14 protein-coding genes are annotated in these 16,915 nt (G+C 68.6%); all 14 read left to right on the top strand.

Going from position 1 to position 16,915, the window contains the following annotated elements; translation table 11 throughout:
• The first annotated feature begins 2 nt into the window (after window positions 1–2).
• The 14 genes from IT359_21070 to IT359_21005 all read left to right on the top strand — a co-directional run bounded on the left by IT359_21070 (window position 3) and on the right by IT359_21005 (window position 16,838).
• Window positions 3–1,430, top strand: coding sequence for a sigma-54-dependent Fis family transcriptional regulator (locus IT359_21070; GenBank protein ID MCC6931494.1), 1,428 nt, complete (start codon window positions 3–5; stop codon window positions 1,428–1,430).
• A complete protein-coding gene (locus IT359_21065; protein ID MCC6931493.1) occupies window positions 1,427–3,097 on the top strand; it encodes a glycosyltransferase family 39 protein in 1,671 nt (556 codons plus the stop codon). Before IT359_21070 ends, IT359_21065 begins: the two co-directional genes overlap by 4 nt.
• Entirely contained in the window at window positions 3,097–4,686 is a 1,590-nt protein-coding gene (locus tag IT359_21060) for a hypothetical protein (GenBank protein ID MCC6931492.1), read from the top strand. The genes IT359_21065 and IT359_21060 overlap by 1 nt, the downstream gene beginning before the upstream one ends.
• Entirely contained in the window at window positions 4,683–5,462 is a 780-nt protein-coding gene (locus tag IT359_21055; protein ID MCC6931491.1) for a glycosyltransferase family 2 protein, read from the top strand. The genes IT359_21060 and IT359_21055 overlap by 4 nt, the downstream gene beginning before the upstream one ends.
• A 381-nt stretch (window positions 5,463–5,843) precedes the next feature.
• Window positions 5,844–6,251 carry a prepilin-type N-terminal cleavage/methylation domain-containing protein gene (locus tag IT359_21050; GenBank protein MCC6931490.1) on the top strand — a complete coding sequence of 136 codons (408 nt, stop codon included), beginning with the start codon at window positions 5,844–5,846 and terminating at the stop codon, window positions 6,249–6,251.
• Between the two features lie 179 nt (window positions 6,252–6,430).
• A complete protein-coding gene (locus IT359_21045) occupies window positions 6,431–6,805 on the top strand; it encodes a prepilin-type N-terminal cleavage/methylation domain-containing protein (protein MCC6931489.1) in 375 nt (124 codons plus the stop codon).
• A complete protein-coding gene (locus IT359_21040) occupies window positions 6,796–7,737 on the top strand; it encodes a hypothetical protein (GenBank protein MCC6931488.1) in 942 nt (313 codons plus the stop codon). Before IT359_21045 ends, IT359_21040 begins: the two co-directional genes overlap by 10 nt.
• Window positions 7,734–8,882, top strand: a complete 1,149-nt coding sequence (locus IT359_21035; protein ID MCC6931487.1) for a hypothetical protein — start codon at window positions 7,734–7,736, stop codon at window positions 8,880–8,882. Before IT359_21040 ends, IT359_21035 begins: the two co-directional genes overlap by 4 nt.
• 332 nt (window positions 8,883–9,214) lie before the next feature.
• Complete coding sequence (gene pilM, locus IT359_21030) at window positions 9,215–10,258, top strand: type IV pilus assembly protein PilM (protein MCC6931486.1); 1,044 nt, start codon at window positions 9,215–9,217, stop codon at window positions 10,256–10,258.
• 22 nt (window positions 10,259–10,280) lie between these two features.
• On the top strand, window positions 10,281–11,042 hold the full coding sequence (locus IT359_21025) for a PilN domain-containing protein (GenBank protein MCC6931485.1): 762 nt from the start codon (window positions 10,281–10,283) through the stop codon (window positions 11,040–11,042).
• A gap of 2 nt (window positions 11,043–11,044) precedes the next feature.
• Window positions 11,045–11,665 (top strand): type 4a pilus biogenesis protein PilO, encoded by a 621-nt coding sequence (pilO, locus tag IT359_21020; protein MCC6931484.1) that lies wholly within the window; start codon window positions 11,045–11,047, stop codon window positions 11,663–11,665.
• On the top strand, window positions 11,662–12,273 hold the full coding sequence (locus IT359_21015) for a hypothetical protein (GenBank protein ID MCC6931483.1): 612 nt from the start codon (window positions 11,662–11,664) through the stop codon (window positions 12,271–12,273). Before pilO ends, IT359_21015 begins: the two co-directional genes overlap by 4 nt.
• Window positions 12,270–14,360, top strand: a complete 2,091-nt coding sequence (locus IT359_21010; GenBank protein MCC6931482.1) for an AMIN domain-containing protein — start codon at window positions 12,270–12,272, stop codon at window positions 14,358–14,360. The genes IT359_21015 and IT359_21010 overlap by 4 nt, the downstream gene beginning before the upstream one ends.
• 21 nt (window positions 14,361–14,381) lie before the next feature.
• Window positions 14,382–16,838 carry a hypothetical protein gene (locus IT359_21005; GenBank protein ID MCC6931481.1) on the top strand — a complete coding sequence of 819 codons (2,457 nt, stop codon included), beginning with the start codon at window positions 14,382–14,384 and terminating at the stop codon, window positions 16,836–16,838.
• Window positions 16,839–16,915: the final 77 nt, after the last annotated feature.

Raw genomic sequence — 16,915 nt, 5'->3', positions numbered from 1 at the left:
ACGTGACCGACCGCAACGGCAACGGCAACAGCAACGGCAACGGCAGCGGCAACGCCGGCCATGGCAACAACGGCCCCAACGTGTTGGTGGTGGACGACGAGGCGGGGATCCTCGAGTCGCTGCGCATCCTGCTCAAGAACGAGGGCTTCACGCCGCACGTGGCGTTAGGCGGGCGGCAGGGGCTGGAGCAGATCGAGACGCTGGCACCGGACGTGGTGCTGAGCGACATCCGGATGCCGGCGGTTGGTGGGCTGGAGATTCTCGGTGCCGCCCGGCAGAAGGACCCTGACATGCCGGTGATCCTCATGACCGCGCAGGCCACCTTGCAGTCGGCGATGCAGGCCGTGAACGAGGGGGCGTTCTACTACATCCAGAAGCCATTCCGCAACGACGAGTTGCTGGCCATCCTGCGCCGAGCCACGGAGCACCGCCACCTGCGGGTGGAGAACAAGGTGCTGAAGCAGGAGATCAAGCGCCGCGACAAGACGGGGGCGTCGCGTCCCGTGGGGAAGAGCAAGCCCTGGCAGGACGTGTTGCGCCTGGCGGAGACCGTCGCCCCCACCGACTCGACGGTGCTCATCCAGGGCGAGTCGGGGACGGGGAAGGAGGTCATCGCGCGCTACATCCACGAGCTGTCGCAGCGCACGGAGGGGCCCTTCCTGTCGATCAACTGCGGTGCGCTTCCCGAGAGCCTGCTGGAAAGCGAACTGTTCGGCCACGTGAAGGGGTCGTTCACCGGCGCGGTGAAGGACAAGTCGGGACTCTTCGCCTCGGCGGAGAAGGGGACCTTCTTCCTCGACGAGATCGGCGAGACGACGCCGGCCACGCAGGTCAAGCTGCTGCGCGTGTTGCAGCAGCGGCAGATCATTCCCGTGGGCGCCACCGAGCCTATCCCGATAAACACGCGCCTGCTGGCGGCGACGAATCGTGACCTCGAGGAGGAGATCCGGCGCGGGAGCTTCCGGCGCGACCTGTACTATCGCCTCAACGTGATCGCGATCCACCTGCCGCCGCTGCGCGAGCGCCGCGATGACATCCCGCTCCTCATCGACGCCTTCCTGCAGCGCAGCGCGCAGCAGCGCGGCCAGGCAATCAAGCAGCTCAGCGAGCAGGCGCTGGACATGGTGATGCGCTACCCATGGCCGGGGAACGTGCGCGAGCTGGAGAACGCGCTGGAGCGCGCGTGGATCCTCACCGAGGGGACGACGATCGAGCTGGCGGCGCTCCCCGAGAAGCTCTCGACGCACACCCCGGAGCGGCTGGTGGAGGAGCGCGCGACGCCCAATCCGCCACTCGACGTGATCGAGCGGGCCTACATCCTCTGGGTGCTGCAATCCGAAGGTGGGAACAAGACGCGGGCCGCCGAGGCGTTAGGCATCGACCCGTCCACGCTGCATCGGAAGCTGCAGCGCTTCGGGACCGAGACTTGAGTCCAGGGCACACGGCGGCGTCGCGCGACTACGCGCGACTCATCCCCTGGCTCCTCGCGCTCGCCGCGTTCGGCGCCGTGGTGGCGGCGATCGGGCCGTGGCCGGTCGGCGTCTTCCAGGACGACGGGATCTACGTCGTCCTCGCCAAGTCGCTGGCCACCGGGGAGGGCTATCGCTACCTCAACATCCCGGGAGCGCCTAACGCGACGCACTACCCGCCGCTCTTTCCGGCGTGGCTGGCGCTGTTGTGGAAGGTGAGTCCGTCGTTTCCGCAGAACGTGACCCTGTTCAAGTTCGCCAACGCCGTCTGGTTGGGCGCCTCGGCGGCGCTGTTCTACGCCTTTGCCCGCCGCTGGCTGCGACTCACGCCGGTGGCCGCGGCGCTTGGCGTGGCACTGTTCACCGCATGCGCCCCGGTCGTCCTGTTGTCGGTGATGGTGCTGTCGGAGCCGATGTTCCTCTGCCTGCTGGCGGCGACGCTGCTGGCGTGCGAACGCGCCGCCTCGAGCGGCCGCGTGTCAGATGCGATGGTGGCCGGCGCCGCGGCGGCCGTGCTGGCGCTGGTGCGCACGTTAGGCATCCTCGTCGTTCCGGCCACCGTGCTGGTGCTGGCGGCCAGGCGGCAGTGGCGCGCGGCCTTCGCCCTGGGCGCCACTGCGGTCGTGCTGTCGATCCCCTGGCAGCTGTGGGTCGGGGCGCATGCGCTGGAAGTCCCGGAGATCTACCTGGGGAAGTACGGGTCGTATCTCGGCTGGCTCGTGGGTGCGGTGCGCCGCGACGGCGTCGTCTTCCTCGGCGACGTGGCGTGGGCCAACCTCAAGAGCCTCGTGGCGCAGGGGTGGGCGTCGACGGCGACCGACACGCTCAATGTGTATGTGAGGAACACGACCTCGATCGCGCTCGCCTTCTTTTTCGGGTTGGGGATGGGGGGGCTGGCGCGACGGACGCCGGCCACGGCGATCTTCCTCGTCATGTACCTCGGCATCGTGGTGATCTGGCCGTTCGCGCCCGCTCGCTTCACGTGGGGGGTGTGGCCGCTGGTGGGGTTGGTCTTTACGCTGTCGGTGGTGAGTGTGTGGGAGTGGGGGGCCCCCCCCAAGAACAACATGCCATCCGACACCTCCACCGACCAAACCATTTCCGCGCACACAGGATCATTCGCGCGCGAAGCAAGCCACTCTCCTCCCTCACGCTTCTTGCGACCGCTCGCCCTGGCCTCGCTCGCCGCTCTCGCGGTGGGCTACGGCGGCTACAACGCCCTCGGCGTCTCGCGCGACTGGTGGGGCGTGGTGCAGGGCTCCGTCGCCAACCGCGCGCGACCGCTCGCCGAGTGGGTCGTGGCCAATACTGATAGCAACGCCGTCGTCGCGACCGACGACGACGTCCTGATCCACCTCTACACCGGGCGCCGCGCAATCCCCAACGGGGCATTCACGCCGCAGGAGCACCTGGTGGCGCAGACTCCGGCCTTCGCCATCGCTTCGCTGCGCACGATCCTCTCCACCTATCACGTGGACTACGTGCTCGCGTCGACGCAGTACGGGACGTATGCAGTTCGCGGGCTCGTGCAGGCGGCGCCGAGCGAGCTTCGCATCGTGCGCGCGCTCTCGTCAGGCGCCATCTTCGCGCCGGTGCAGCCGGGTATTGCAACCGGAGCGAGCCGGTGATGAGCGCGCCTACCGATCAAGTGCCGCAAGCCGAGGGGACGACCTCCCCCCCCGACCTCGCGCGCGAACGACTCGCCCTCTTCGCCGTCACCGCCGCCGTCCTCGTCGTCGCCATCCTCACCATTGCCCCGTGGCCGGTGGGGGCCTTCCAGGACGACGCCATCTATACGGTGCTCGCCAAGTCGCTGGCCACCGGCGAGGGCTTCCGCCTCATCAACCTCCCGGGCTCCCCGCACAATACGCACTACCCGCCGGCGTATCCGCTCGTACTCGCCGCCCTGTGGAAGCTGTGGCCGTCGTTCCCCGACAACATCGTCCTCTTCAAGTTCGCCAACGCCTTCTTCCTCGCGGCCGCCGCGGCCGGGACGTGGATCTTCACCCGCCGGCGGCTGGGCTTCCTCCCCTGGCAGGCGTCGCTGACGGCGATCGTCGGGACGCTCTCGGTCACCGTCCTCCTCGTGACCGGCGTCGTCCTCTCCGAACCGCTCTTTCTCGCCCTCCTCTTCCCGACGCTCCTCATCACCGAGCGCGCCGCCGACCGCGGCGACCTGCGCACCGCCTTCATCGCCGGTCTCCTCATCGGACTCCTGGCGATGGTGCGTACGCTGGGGGTGTTCGCCGTACCCGCGGCGGGGCTCATTCTCCTCCTCCGCCGCCGGTGGGGGGCCATCATCGCGTTAGGCGTTGGCGCCGCGATCTTCCTCGTGCCGTGGCAAACCTGGGTTGGCGCCTACCAGGGCGAGATGGCGCACCCCCTGGTGGGGAAGTACGGCTCGTATGGGGCGTGGCTGGTGGAAGGGTACTCGCAGGGCGGGTGGGACTTTGCCCGCGCCTCCATCCTCAAGAACTTCCAGGACATCGACTCCACCGTCAGCTACATGCTCTTCCCGGTGGTTGCGACCTGGCCACGCGCCATCGCCATCACGGCGCTCGTCGTCTTCCTCCTCTCGGGAACGAAACGGTACGCACGCAATGCCCCGGTGACGGTAACCTACCTCGCGTGCTATATGTTGGTCGTCATGCTGTGGCCTTTTGAACCCAACCGCTTCCTCCTGGCCATCTGGCCGCTCTTCTTCCCTTTGGCGGGGTACGGCGTGATGGCCTGCTGGTCGTTACCTCTACCGCGCCTGGCCGTGCCGCCATGGCGCGCGGTGGTCGCGATCGTCGCACTCGGAATGGCCGGCGGCTACCTGTGGTACAACGGAACTGGCTACCGAAAGAAGTGGTGGATCGCGGTGCAGCAGAAAGCGGGTGTTCGCGCACGTCCCACGGTGGAATGGGTCGCGCGCCACACGGCGCCCACCGATGTGCTCTCCACCGAGGATGACCTCATCGTGTACCTGTACACGGGGCGCAAGTCGGTCCCCACGTCGACCTTCACCGCCGCCGAGCGCGTGCGCCCCCTCACGGACGCCGAGGATGTCGCCGTGGTCGACGAGCTGTTCTCCATCTATAGTCCGCGCTGGTTCATCGTCTCCAGCGAGGTGGGCGTGCGCACCGCGCGCACCCTGTCGGCGCGCACCCCGCCCGTCCTTCGCGAAGCGGCGCAGACGCCGCACGTTATGATCTTCGAACGAGTCGCTCGATGACCTTACCGCGCATTCCCACGCCGTCGTTCACCGGCACCATCGAAGGGAGCACCCCCTACATGCGGGGGCGCACGCCGCTCGTGCGCGAGGATGTGGTGCTCTCGGTGCTCATTCCGGTCTACAACGAGCGCCACACCATCCGCCTCATCCTCGACCAGGTGCACGCCGTCCCCGTTCGCAAACAGATCATCTGCGTCAACGACTGCTCGACCGACGGCACGCGCGAGATCCTCGACGGGCTGCATGCGGAAGGGCTCATCGACACGCTGATTCACCAACCGGTGAATCGCGGCAAGGGCGCGGCCATTCGGACCGCGCTCGCCGCCAGCAGCGGCAACATCGTCATCGTGCAGGACGCCGACCTGGAATACGACCCCGCGGACTGGCCGGTGCTGCTCGACCCAATCATCGAGGGGAAGGCCGACGCCGTCTTCGGCTCGCGATTCCTTGGCGGGCCGCATCGCGTCCTCTACTTCTGGCACTCGGTGGGGAACTTCATCCTCACCACGGTGAGCAACATGTTCACGAACCTCAACCTCACCGACATGGAGACGTGCTACAAGGCGGTGCGTGGCGAGGTGGCGCGTTCATTGACGCTCACGACCGATCGCTTCGGCTTCGAGCCGGAGATCACGGCGCGCCTGGCGCAGGTCAAGGCGCGCATCTATGAAGTCCCCATCACCTACGCGGGCCGCACGTACGCCGAAGGGAAGAAGATCAACTGGAAGGACGGCGTCGCCGCCTTCTGGCACATTGTGCGCTTCAATCTTCTCTGAGTGGTGATTCACGACACCGTTTGCCCACGCGCTCGGCAGGGTTTAGGTCGTTTGGGCAGTGCGTGTTACGAAGTCCGGATTCCCCGCGTCTAGCGAGTGACCTGCCGGACGGTCGCACGACGGACTGATCGGAAGGGCATGGACGGACCTGAGGGCGCCACGCGACGATGTTGGACGTGTGGCAGACTGCAAGACAGCGTGCAAAACACTCCAGAACTCGCGGTCTGCTGGCAGTCCAAGAAATCATCCAACTCGTTGTCGAACAAGCACTTCGACAGAGTATCCGCCGCTGGTCCACCGATTGCTTTTCCTGAGTCCCGAGAACGGCCCAGTCCTCTAGCTCACTTCACCATCCCCTGTCGGACAACCCGGAGACCACCAATGCTGAACAAGACTCGCAAGGGCTTCACGCTGATCGAACTCCTCATCGTCGTCGTGATCATCGGCATCCTGGCCGCGATCGCGATCCCGAAGTTTGCCAACACGAAGGAGAAGGCGTACCTCGCGTCGATGAAGTCGGACCTCCGCAACATGGCCACCACGCAGGAGTCCTACTTCGCGGACAACCAGGTGTACGTCGCGGGTTCGGCGGCGAACACGTCGGGCGGCACGAGCTCGCTGTACGGCTTCGTCCCATCGGCTGGCGTGACGGTGACCGCGAGCGCCTCGGGCGGCACGGGCTGGAGCGCCACTGCTGGCCACACCGCCACGACCCGCACCTGCGCCATCTTCGTCGGTGTCGCCGCGGTTTCGCCGGCGACGGTCGAAGCCGAGCCGAAGTGCAACTAAGCACGACCTGATGGGATAGGACGCAGCCACCTCCCTTCCGGCTGCTCCTCTCGAGGGCGACGCTCCCCGGCGTCGCCCTCGATGCTTTCCCCCCCCGTACCGCCAAGTTGCCGCGCTTTTGGTACAAGGCGCACGATTTCGGTAGGGAGATGCGCGCGAGGCATGCCTAACGTTCCGGCATGTCTCGCATCGCTCGTCGTCACCCCACGCCTCCATCGCGGCCGGGATTCACCCTGGTCGAGACGGTCGTGGCGCTGGTCCTCCTCGCCATCGCCGCGCTCGGCGTTGCCTCCGTCTCCACCTTCGTGGCGCGGCTCGCCGCAACGGCGCGCGCCGTGGCGCTCGCGACGCGGGAGACGGCACACGTCGTCGATTCGCTGCGCGCGGCCCCCTGCCATGCGCTTGCCGCCGGCACCGCGAGCACGAGCGCGGGAGTCGTGCGATGGTCGGTGGCAGCGCCGGCCGGGACACGTCGGGTGCACGCCGTCCTCACCCCCACATCGCCGCGCGTCGGCACCCCGGTGGTGGAGGAGGCCATCATCCCGTGCGAGTAACGTCGCGCCCTGGGGCTCACCTCCCCTCGCCACCACTCGGCTTCGCCCTGGTGGAGTTGCTGGCGGCACTCGTCATCACCCTCCTCCTGGGGGCGGCGGTTGTGCGCCTGCTTGACCGCTCGAATCGCTTCGCGCGCGGCGTCGCCACGATGGCCGACCAGCGCGCGCAGCTTGCCGTTGCGGCCTTCGCGGTGGATGGGGCGCTGGCGGCGGTCGCGCCTGGCGACGGCGACCTTGTGGCGGGGAGCGACTCCTCGATTCATCTGCAGGGCACCGTGGGATGTGCCGTCGCCTGCGCCGTCGGCGCCGGATCGATAGACGTTGCCGATCCGCACCTCTCCTCCGGGGCCACGCTCACCTGGTGGAACACCGCGCCGCAACCGGGGGACTCGGTCGCGATCCTCGACGAGGGGGCCTCGCCAGCGGGCCACGACGACGCGTGGTATCACGGGGCCATCACCGCGATTGCGCTGCGCGCCGCACCGTGCCTGCACTCGCCCTATCTCGATTCCATCGCCGACGCCGCGACGCAGGGGTGGCGCCTCACGCTGTCGCCGTCGCTGCCGGCCACCGTGCTACCCGGTTCGGTGGTCCGGGTGCGACGCGCCGAACGCTTCGCGCTCTATCGTTCGGCCGGCGAGTGGATGCTCGGCTGGACGGAGTGGAACCACGGCGCCGCGGCGTGGAACACCATCCAGCCGGTGGCGGGGCCGCTCCTCCCCTATGCCGCTCCCGGCGCAACGAGCGGCTTCTCGGTCCGGTGGGTCGACTCCGCCGGTGCCTCGGTCACCCCCACGCCGGCCAGCACCGCCCGCGGTGCCTACGTGGCGTTAGGCGCCACCACGCGCCAGCAGGTCCGCGTGGACGGCGTTGCGCGCGGAGCGCGCCGCGACTCGCTCACCCTTCGCCTCGTGCTCCGCAACTCGCCATGACACACCGTGCGCAGCGCCCGCGCCGCGGGATCGCGCTCTTCGTCGCGCTGGTGGCGCTCCTCCTGGTCGCGCTCCTCTCGGTGGCCAGCATGCACCTCGCGCACGCCGACTTTCGCCGCGCGCGCGACGAGTCCACCATGCGCCGGGCCTCCAACGCCGCCGATGCCGGCGCCTACGACCTCTTGCGCGCCTGGCAGGCCATGCCGCATGAGGGGCTTCCGGTTGGCGCGACCATCGGCCCCGACACCGTCGCGCTCATCGGCGGCAGCGCCGAGCGATGGTTGACACGTCTCACGCGCACCGCGTGGTGGAGCGTGAGCACGGGAAGCGCGGGGGACTCGGCGCAGCACACCCTGGCGCGCCGCACCGTGCAGGTCGCGTATCGCCTCGCCATTCCCGACGTGCCGGCCAACGCGGCGCTGGTGGCGCGCGACAGCGTCACGCTCGCCGGCAGCGCGCGTGTAGTCGGGACTGACACCGCGCTCGTCGGGTGGGGAGGGCTGTGCGCGCCGCTCTCGCACACGGCGGCCATCGCCATGCCCGACACCACGCACCTGTGCGACGGCGTGTGCGGGGCGGGGAGCGGAGGGCGCGCAACGGGGCTCCCCGCCCTCACGTCCGACTCGTCGGCGGCATTCGCGTCGCGCTATTCCGTCTTTGGCGGTGAGACGTGGGCGAGCCTGACGAGCAGGGCGACCATCGTCGTTCCCCCAGGGGGGATCGTCACGCCGGCGAGCGTGCTCGCGGCCGGTCAATGCGACCGTAGCGTGAGCTCCAACTGGGGCGATCCTGGCGGGGTCGGTCCCTGCGCGTCGTACGCGCCGCTCATCTGGGCGCAGGGCGACGTGGAGGTGCGTGGTGGGGCGGGGCAGGGGGTGCTGCTGGTCGAGGGCGACCTGACGCTGAGTGCGGGGGCGCGCTTTGCCGGCGTGGTGATCGTGCGCGACGACCTGCGCTCGTCGGGCATTGGCGGGACGCTGCTCGGTCTTGCGCTGGCGGGCGACCGCAACGTTGCAGCTGGCGATCATAGCATCCTGGACGGGCAGACGCTGGTGCAGCGTTCGCGCTGCGCCGTCGACCTCGCGCTGGAGCGTGCGGCTCCCCTGGTTCGCGTGGCGAAGCGCTCCTGGAGCCCGTTCCGTTGAGGCACAGCGCCTGACGGGTGCTCGGCGCGACTACCGCTCGATGCGCGCGACGCAGGCGATGCAGGCGACGCAGGCGATGCAGGCGATGCGCGCCATGCACGCACCAGGTGCGCGTGCCGCGGGGGGTCGGGACGGCCAGTCACGCCCCGATGGTGATATGACGCACGCCCACCAGAAAACGCAACAGCACGCGCATTCTGCTGTTACCCCGCGCCATAGGCGGTCGTGTGAATGGCAGTATCGACCGATCCTTCGGTCAAATCGTCTCGCATGTCCCAGTCCGCGCACTCCGCGCGCACCCCTCGCTCCTCCACCGCACCCTCCCTCTCGATATGGCGCTCTTCGGTCGCAAGAAGACGACGATTGGCCTCGACGTCGGCTCGGGGCTCATCAAGGTCGCGGTCATCGACCACGGCCGCGGCGAGCCGGAACTCGCAAAAGTCGTCATCACGCCGTTGCTCGCCGACGCGATCGTCGAGGGCGAGATCATGGATCCCGGTATCGTCACCGATGCCATCCGCAGCGCCATCGAACAGTCTGGCCTAAAGACGAAAGACGTCGTGACGGCCGTCGGCGGGCGCGACGTCATCATCAAGAAGATCCAGATCGAGCGCGTCAAGGAGCAGCAGGCGCGCGAACTGATGCGCTGGGAAGCCGAGCAGCACGTCCCCTTCGACATGGAGTCGGTGGAACTCGACTTCCAGATCCTCGATCCCGAGGGCGATGGCATGGAGATGAGCGTCCTGCTCGTCGCCGCCAAGCGCGACCTCATCGAGACGAAGATGCGCCTCCTCACCGACGCCGGGCTCGGCACCGCGATCGTCGACGTCGACGCCTTCGCGCTGCATAACGCCTTCGAGGTCAACCACCCGGACGCGATGAGCGGTGTGGTGGGGCTGATCAACATCGGCCACGAAGTCACCAACATCAACATCCTCGACGAAGGCGTCCCGATCCTCACCCGTGACCTCACGGTGGGGACGCGCCGCTTCCGCGAGGATCTGCAGCGCGAGCGCGGGCTCGGCGCCGATGAGGCCGAGGCGCTCCTGCAGGGCTACGATCGCTCGCCGCACCTGGATGCGGTGATCGAGAACCGCGGTGAGGAGATCGCCGTCGGTGTCGAGCGCGCCGCCGCCTTCCTGGCGTCGTCGTCGCGCTCCGGCGGGCAGATGCGCGCCGTGTACCTCTGCGGCGGTGGTGCCCGCGTCCCGGGGCTCGCCGATGCATTGGGACGCCGCCTGCGCCTCCCGGTGGAGCAGGCCAACCCGCTCGCCAACATCCGCGTGCGCGAGGGCGCGCTCGACAACCTCGTCACCGACGAAGTCGCCCCGCTCCTCATGCTCCCCATTGGCCTCGCCCTGCGCAAGGCTGCCTGAGCGATCCCGAGAGATTCCAACGATGATCGAAATCAATCTTCTCCCAGGCGCCGACAAGTCGAAGGGGCGCGGAGCGGGGTTCTCGCTCAAGACCGCCGTGGCCGGTGCCTCGGCGCGCGTGCGCGATCCCTATCTCATCTCCGCCGTGGCCTGCGTCGTCATTGCCGCCGCTGCCATCGGCGGGATGCACCTCACCCAGCGATCCAGGCTCTCCGAGCTCGAGGTGCGGGAGCAACAGGCGGTGCGCGACTCGTCGCGCTTTGCCGTCGTGCTCAAGGAACGTCGCAAGGCCGAAGCCAAGCGTGACTCGGTGGTTCGCCAGCTCGAGATCATCCGCTCGATCGACAACGATCGCTTCGTCTGGCCGCACATCCTCGACGAGGTGTCGCGCGCGCTCCCGCCGTACACCTGGCTCAAGTCGATCTCGCAGACGAGCGGGACATCGGCGCCGGCGGCCGGCCCCGCCGCCCCGGCCAAGGACCCCAAACAGACGGCAGCAGCGGGTGAGACTCCCGCCGCCGCCGCCGCGAAGAAGCAGGACCCGCAGCCCAGCACCGAGGCGCTGCGCTTTCGCCTGATCGGCAACACGGTCGACATCCAGGCGCTGACGCGCTTCATGAAGCTCCTCGAAACGTCGCCGTTCGTGCAGAACGTGCAGCTGGCGCGCTCGGAGCTGGTGATGGTCGATGGCAAGGAAGTCACCGAGTTCCAGCTGGACGCCGAATACGAGCGCCCGGAGAAGGCACTCATCACGACCGCCCCCGTTTCCCTCTCGGTGAAGTAGCCATGGCCTTCCCTCCGAAGTCCCAGCGCGAGCAGGCCATGCTCCTCGTGAGCATCGCGGCGCTCGCCCTCATTGGTCTCTACTGGACGTACGTCTTCTCGCCCAAGGGCGCGGAGATCGTGACGCTCACGCAGCGCGTCGACACGCTGGAGTCGCGCAACGGCCGCGCCCGCGCCGAACTCAAGACGGGGAATGTCGAGGCGCTCAAGGCCGAGGCGGCGCAGCATGCGCGCGACCTCGAAGTCATGCGCCAGCTCGTCCCCACGGGGAACGAGGTCCCGGCGCTCCTCGAACAGGTCTCCACCGCGGCACGCCGCGTGGGGCTCGACATCGCGACGGTGCAGCCGGAGCCGGTGATCGAGGGCGACCAGTTCGACACGTATCGCTACAAGATCATGGTGACGGGTGGCTACCACTCGGTCGCCGAGTTCCTCACGAACGTGGGCTCGCTCACCCGCATCATCGCGCCGGTCAACGTGGCGCTCACGCCGTCGGCGATGGGCTCCCGCGACGGCGGCGCGAAGGACAAGCGGTCGGTCGGCGGCTCGCAGCTCGACACGAAGTTCGAGATCCAGACCTACGTCGCCAGGACGTCGGGGAGCCCCAAGGGAGGGAAGTCATGACGCGCGCCGCGTTCGCGATGGGATTGCTGCTGGCGGCCACTCCGGTGGCGGCGCAGTCGATCCCCAACATCATGCAGCCCAAGCGCACGGCCGAGCGTGCGGTGGCAGCGACCAACCGGCAGGTGGCGGCAAACTCCACGCTGCCGGACGAGTCGGCGGCCGACACCGGCGCCAAGGGGGAGAAGAGCGGTCGCCCCTCCGCCAGCGGCCGCGTCACAGCCACCGACAGTGCCGCCGGCTCGGCGGCGGTGTCCAGCGCCCCGGCCAAGTCGGCTGGCGCCGCGTTCGAGCGCGAAACGTTCGCCTACGACCGCAGCGGGCGCCGCGACCCGTTCATCTCGCTCATGACCACCAGTGAATTGCGCCCGCTGGTGTCGGACCTGCGCCTCGTCGGCGTCACCTACGACGAGTCCGGGCGCAACTCGGTCGCCGTCCTGCGCGACGTCGGCACGAAGGACCAATACCGCGTGCGCGTCGGCCAGTCGTTAGGCCGCATGCGCGTGGCGAGCATCACCCCGAAGGCGGTGGTGTTCACGATCGAAGAGTTCGGGTACAGCCGGCAGGAGACGCTGGCCCTCGGGGATTCCAACAAAGAGAGGAAGCAATGAGGCGTTTCTGGACGCTGGCCGCACTGCCGGCCGTCGCGCTGTGCGTCGGCGCGTCGACCGCGCGCGCTGCGCACATCGATCCGTCGGATGTTCGCACGCCAGTCGACGCCGCCAGCGCGGTCACCGGGCTCTCGCTCGTGCCGGGCCAGGGGCAGGCAGAAGTGGTGATCGCGCTCTCCGGACCGGTCGCGGTACAGGACTTCACCGTCCCCACCCCGCACCGCATCGTGCTCGACCTCACCGGCGCCCGCCTCGGGTCGCTGGGAACGGGCTACGATCGCGTCGCCCGCGGCGGGATTACCAACATCCGCACGTCGCAGTACCGCGTCGACGTGGTGCGCGTGGTGCTCGATGTCGATGGCCCGCGCGCCTACACGGTGACGCGTGGCGACGGCGAAGTGCGCATCGCCATCAAGGGTGACGCCTCGTTCGCCGCCTGGCACTCGTCAGGCGCCCTCCTCGCCGAGTCGATCGCGCCCTCCGCGCCGACGCCGGCCGCGCCGCGCGCCGAGGAGAAGGTGACGACGGAAGTCTCCGCCGGCGCCGTCGAGAAGTCCGACGCCGCCCCGGCAACGCAGGACGACACCACGTCCGCGGTTGAGGCGGCGATCGCCCGCGCCGCATCGCAGGCCCGCGCCGAGCCGCGCGCCGAGCCGCGCGCCGAGCGCGCCGCGCCGGCCGATACGGAATCGGCGCGTCCGGCGCAGCCCGCCGCGCGCGCGCAGCAGCGCCCCGCGCAGCAGCCGCGCATCACCGTCACCTGGTCGGACGCCGACATCCGCGACGTCCTCGCCGGCTTTGCCACCTTCTCCGGGCGCACGCTCGTGGTGGGGAAGGAAGTGACGGGAACGGTGACGGCCGAGATCAAGGACCAGCCCTGGGACGTCGCCCTCAAGGCGATTCTCGAGGCGCAGGGACTCGCCGCGAGCGAGGACCCGTCCGGGATCATCACGGTCGACAGCTACAAGAACATCCTCGAGAAGCAGTCGAGCGAGCCGGTCACGACGCAGATGGTCAACATCAACTATGTCGCGGCCACCTCGCTGGTGAGTACGGTACAGGGGCTCCTGTACAAGGAATGCCCGATCGGCGCCTCCACGGGGGGCGGAAACCCCGGGCAGGGGGGTGCGGCGGGGATGAACAGTGGCTGCATCATCCGCGGCACGGTTGCCGCCGACAGCGGCACCAACTCGCTCATCATCACCGAAGTCACGTCGCGCCTCCCCGACCTCCTGCAGTACGTGAAGGGACTCGACGTCCGCACGCCGCAGGTGGCGCTCAAGGCGAAGATCATCTCGGTGTCGCGCACGCAGATCGAGCAACTCGGCCTGTCGTACGACCTGGGCTCGAGCGGGACCTTCTTCAACACGCTCCTCCCGCGCATTCCCGAGGGGCAGACCTCGCCGGGAACGTTCGACTCGCGCGTGGAGCTGGGCGGTGACGCGCTGGCCGGCGTCTCGAACGCCACGCGCAAGTACAAGCAGGGCTCGGCGCTCAACCTGATCTTCTCCACCGCGTTAGGCAAGTACTCGCTCACGTCGTTCCTCGACGCGCTGCGCGAGACGCAGCTGTCGGACATCCAGGCCGAGCCGAGCATCGTCACGCTCGACAACCGCCAGGCCCGCATGTTCGTGGGCCAGGAGACGCCGGTCCGCGTGATCGACGCCGGGTCTATCGCCCAGATCGGGGCGCCGGCCCGCGCCAACGTGCAGTTCCGCGAGACCGGCATCATCCTCACGGTCACGCCGCACATCACCAACAACCGGCAGATCCGCATGACCATGGAGGCCGAGCAGTCGGACCTCAACATCGTCGGCGGCGACCTGGGCTTCATCATCAACAAGCGCAACGCCAAGACGCAGCTCCTCGTGAACAACGGCGAGACGGCGGTCATCGGCGGGCTCACGCAGACGCAGGTCAACAAGAACAAGTCGGGGATCCCGATCCTTTCCGAGCTTCCGCTCATCGGCAGGCTCTTCTCGCAGACCGAGACGCGCGAGGAGAAGAAGGACCTGCTGATCCTCATCACGCCGCACATCATCGACGAAGGCGAAGCCGTTCGCCCGCCCGATGGGAGCAGCAAGTAAACCAATCCGGAGCCTAACCCGATGAAGACCAACATTCGTCGCGTCGCCCCGGCGCTGCTCACGGCCCTGGCAGGAAGCTGGGCCGCGGGCTGCGGCAGCACGGAGATCGCGTCGTCGGCCGCTGACAAGATCATCCCCCAGCTCACCATCGCCCTCACGGGGACGGTGGGGAGCGCCGGGAACGATTCCGTCTCGGTCCGCGCGCCGCTGTCCGTCGCGATCGACGCGAAGGACAACTCCGCCCTGCAGTGGGTGGTGACCCGTGTGTACGCCGACAGCTTTCTCGTGGGGCGCGACTCCAGCGCCGTGAGCGCGGGGCTGTCCGAGTTCACCAAGACCCTCAAGATCACCCTCGCCGGGGTCCGCCCGGGCCAGAAGGTCAGGGTGCTCAGCTCCGTCGTGGACGGCGCGGGCAACGCGGCGAGCGGCGAGGCCTCGGCCATCGCCTTCGACCCCAACGTCCCGCACATCGCCTTCGTGCAGCCGCAGCCGAACGTGATCGTGGGCGGCACCTACTCCTTCGACCTGGCGGTGCTCGACACCACCGGCATCACGAAGGTAGGCTACCGCGCCACCGCCACCGGCTTCGCCAAGGGCGACTCGACGCTCTTCGCGGTCCCGTACCCCAAGGGCGATACCGTCACCTACACGTTCCAGATCCCGAACGGGCTCGCCGCCGGCACCAATATCAGCATCACGCCGTTCGCCGAGAACCGGGATGCGCTGCGTGGAAGCGGGGAAACCTTCCAGGTGCGCATTGCGGCTGCCGGACCCGACCTCCTGCCGCCGGTCGTCTACCAGGACATCCCGGCGCGCCTCGAGACCCCCGATTCGGTCGAACTCTCGGCGCGCGACTCCGATGGACTCGTCCGCATCATCGGCTTCATCGCCAAGAACTCCGCGGGAACGGTCATCTATCGCGCCGCCGACACCCTGGCGACCCCGGTCCAGCAGGTGACCCGGCGGAAGCTGTGGGGCGCGCCCATCGCGCTGCGCGGCCAGGCGCTGTTCATCACCGCGTACGCCACCGACGTGGCGGGGCGGACCGGCTACGCCGTCCCCACGGGGGCCAGCGTCCCGGTGAACAGCGACACGCTCGCCAAGCGCGACGCCACCGTCTACGCCTACGGCCTCACCTACGGGATGCCCGACGGGAGCCTTGGCGCCGACATCACCGTCGACACCACCCGCACGCGAGTGTTTGTCTCCAACCTCACCAAGAACCAGGTCGAGGCGTGGAACTACTCCGCCACCCTGCAGTCGCTCCCGGCCATTGCCGTCGGCGCGCAGCCGTGGGGGATGATCATCGACAACTCGGGCTCGCTCCTCCTCGTCGCCAACTCGGCGGGGACCAACGTGTCCAAGGTGTCGCTCATCGACCGCCAGGAAGTGGGGCGCGTGAAGACGTCCAACGAGTACGTGTACGACGTGACGTACTCCAAGGACGAGACCAGCGGCGGCTTCAAGTTCAAGGTGCCGCCCCCCATCGACTACTCGGACCGCCCGCAGTACATCGCGCAGGCCGCGTCGGGTGCGCTGTACTACTCGACCAGGCCCACCGCGACCGCCACGCCCGGCACGCTGCGCCGCATCGACAACTTCCTCGATGCCCGCGCCGAGCCGCGCCAGATCTGGCAGTACGGGGCCTTCCTCAAGAACCACTACGTCATCATCAACGCCGACTTCGTCGACGTGATCGAGGGACAGAGCGGCGTCCCCGACAAGATCATCATCTGCGAGCACACGCCGGGGCAGTCGCCCGACTCCGCGGTGTGCGTGAACTCGACCACGGTCGAGGCGGCCGTCGCCGCGCTGCGCACGGACCCGATCAACGGGAACGTGGAAGCGATCAAGGACCTCGACGTGGGGTCGCTGGCCCTCCCCGACACGAACTTCGTGGCGGTGGGCGGTGACCGTCGCCGCGTGGCCTTCGGCGAGGGGAACACCCCGAATCGTGCGGGGCGCGTTCTCCTGGTCTACGACCCCAGCGGGACGCCGGCCAACGGGGCGGTGTACTCGCAGCCCATCGAAGTCGCCGACCTCACCGACAACGCGTCGGACAAGGTTTACGGCCTCGACATCAACCGGAACTCGTCGAACATCGGCGTGCACGGCGAGGAAACCTTCTTCGCCGACTCCTCGCTGCGGCTGCAGGGGAAGTACGCCACGTTCAACTCCGGCGCCGGGATCGCCTTCCATCCGCGCAACTTCAACGAGAACACCGCGGACAGCACCGCGCGCGTGGCCTTCGTGGCCTCGGGCGACAAGTCGATCCAGATCGTCGATTCCTACAGCTATCGCCTGCGCGGCCGCATCCCGATTCGCGAGAATCTGTATGGCCCGCTCCGCGCAACCCTCCCGTCGCCGGCCGAACGGTCGGCCGACCCGACCCTGGTGGTGAAGCTCTTCGGCTTGACCAAAGAGGGACTCGTGGTCATAGATGTTCGGACAGGCGATATCGACAACGTGCCACGATGACGAGGTGCGGCTCGACCTGAGCCGCACACGGGCGGCTTCGGCCGCTTCCACCGACTCGCGAGCCCGGCCATCCGCCG

It is taken from the genome of Gemmatimonadaceae bacterium, assembly GCA_020852815.1.
In the GTDB taxonomy this organism is placed as follows: domain Bacteria; phylum Gemmatimonadota; class Gemmatimonadetes; order Gemmatimonadales; family Gemmatimonadaceae; genus SCN-70-22.
Note: the sequence above shows the minus strand (reverse complement) of the source record. Positions and strands in the feature narration are given on the sequence as shown.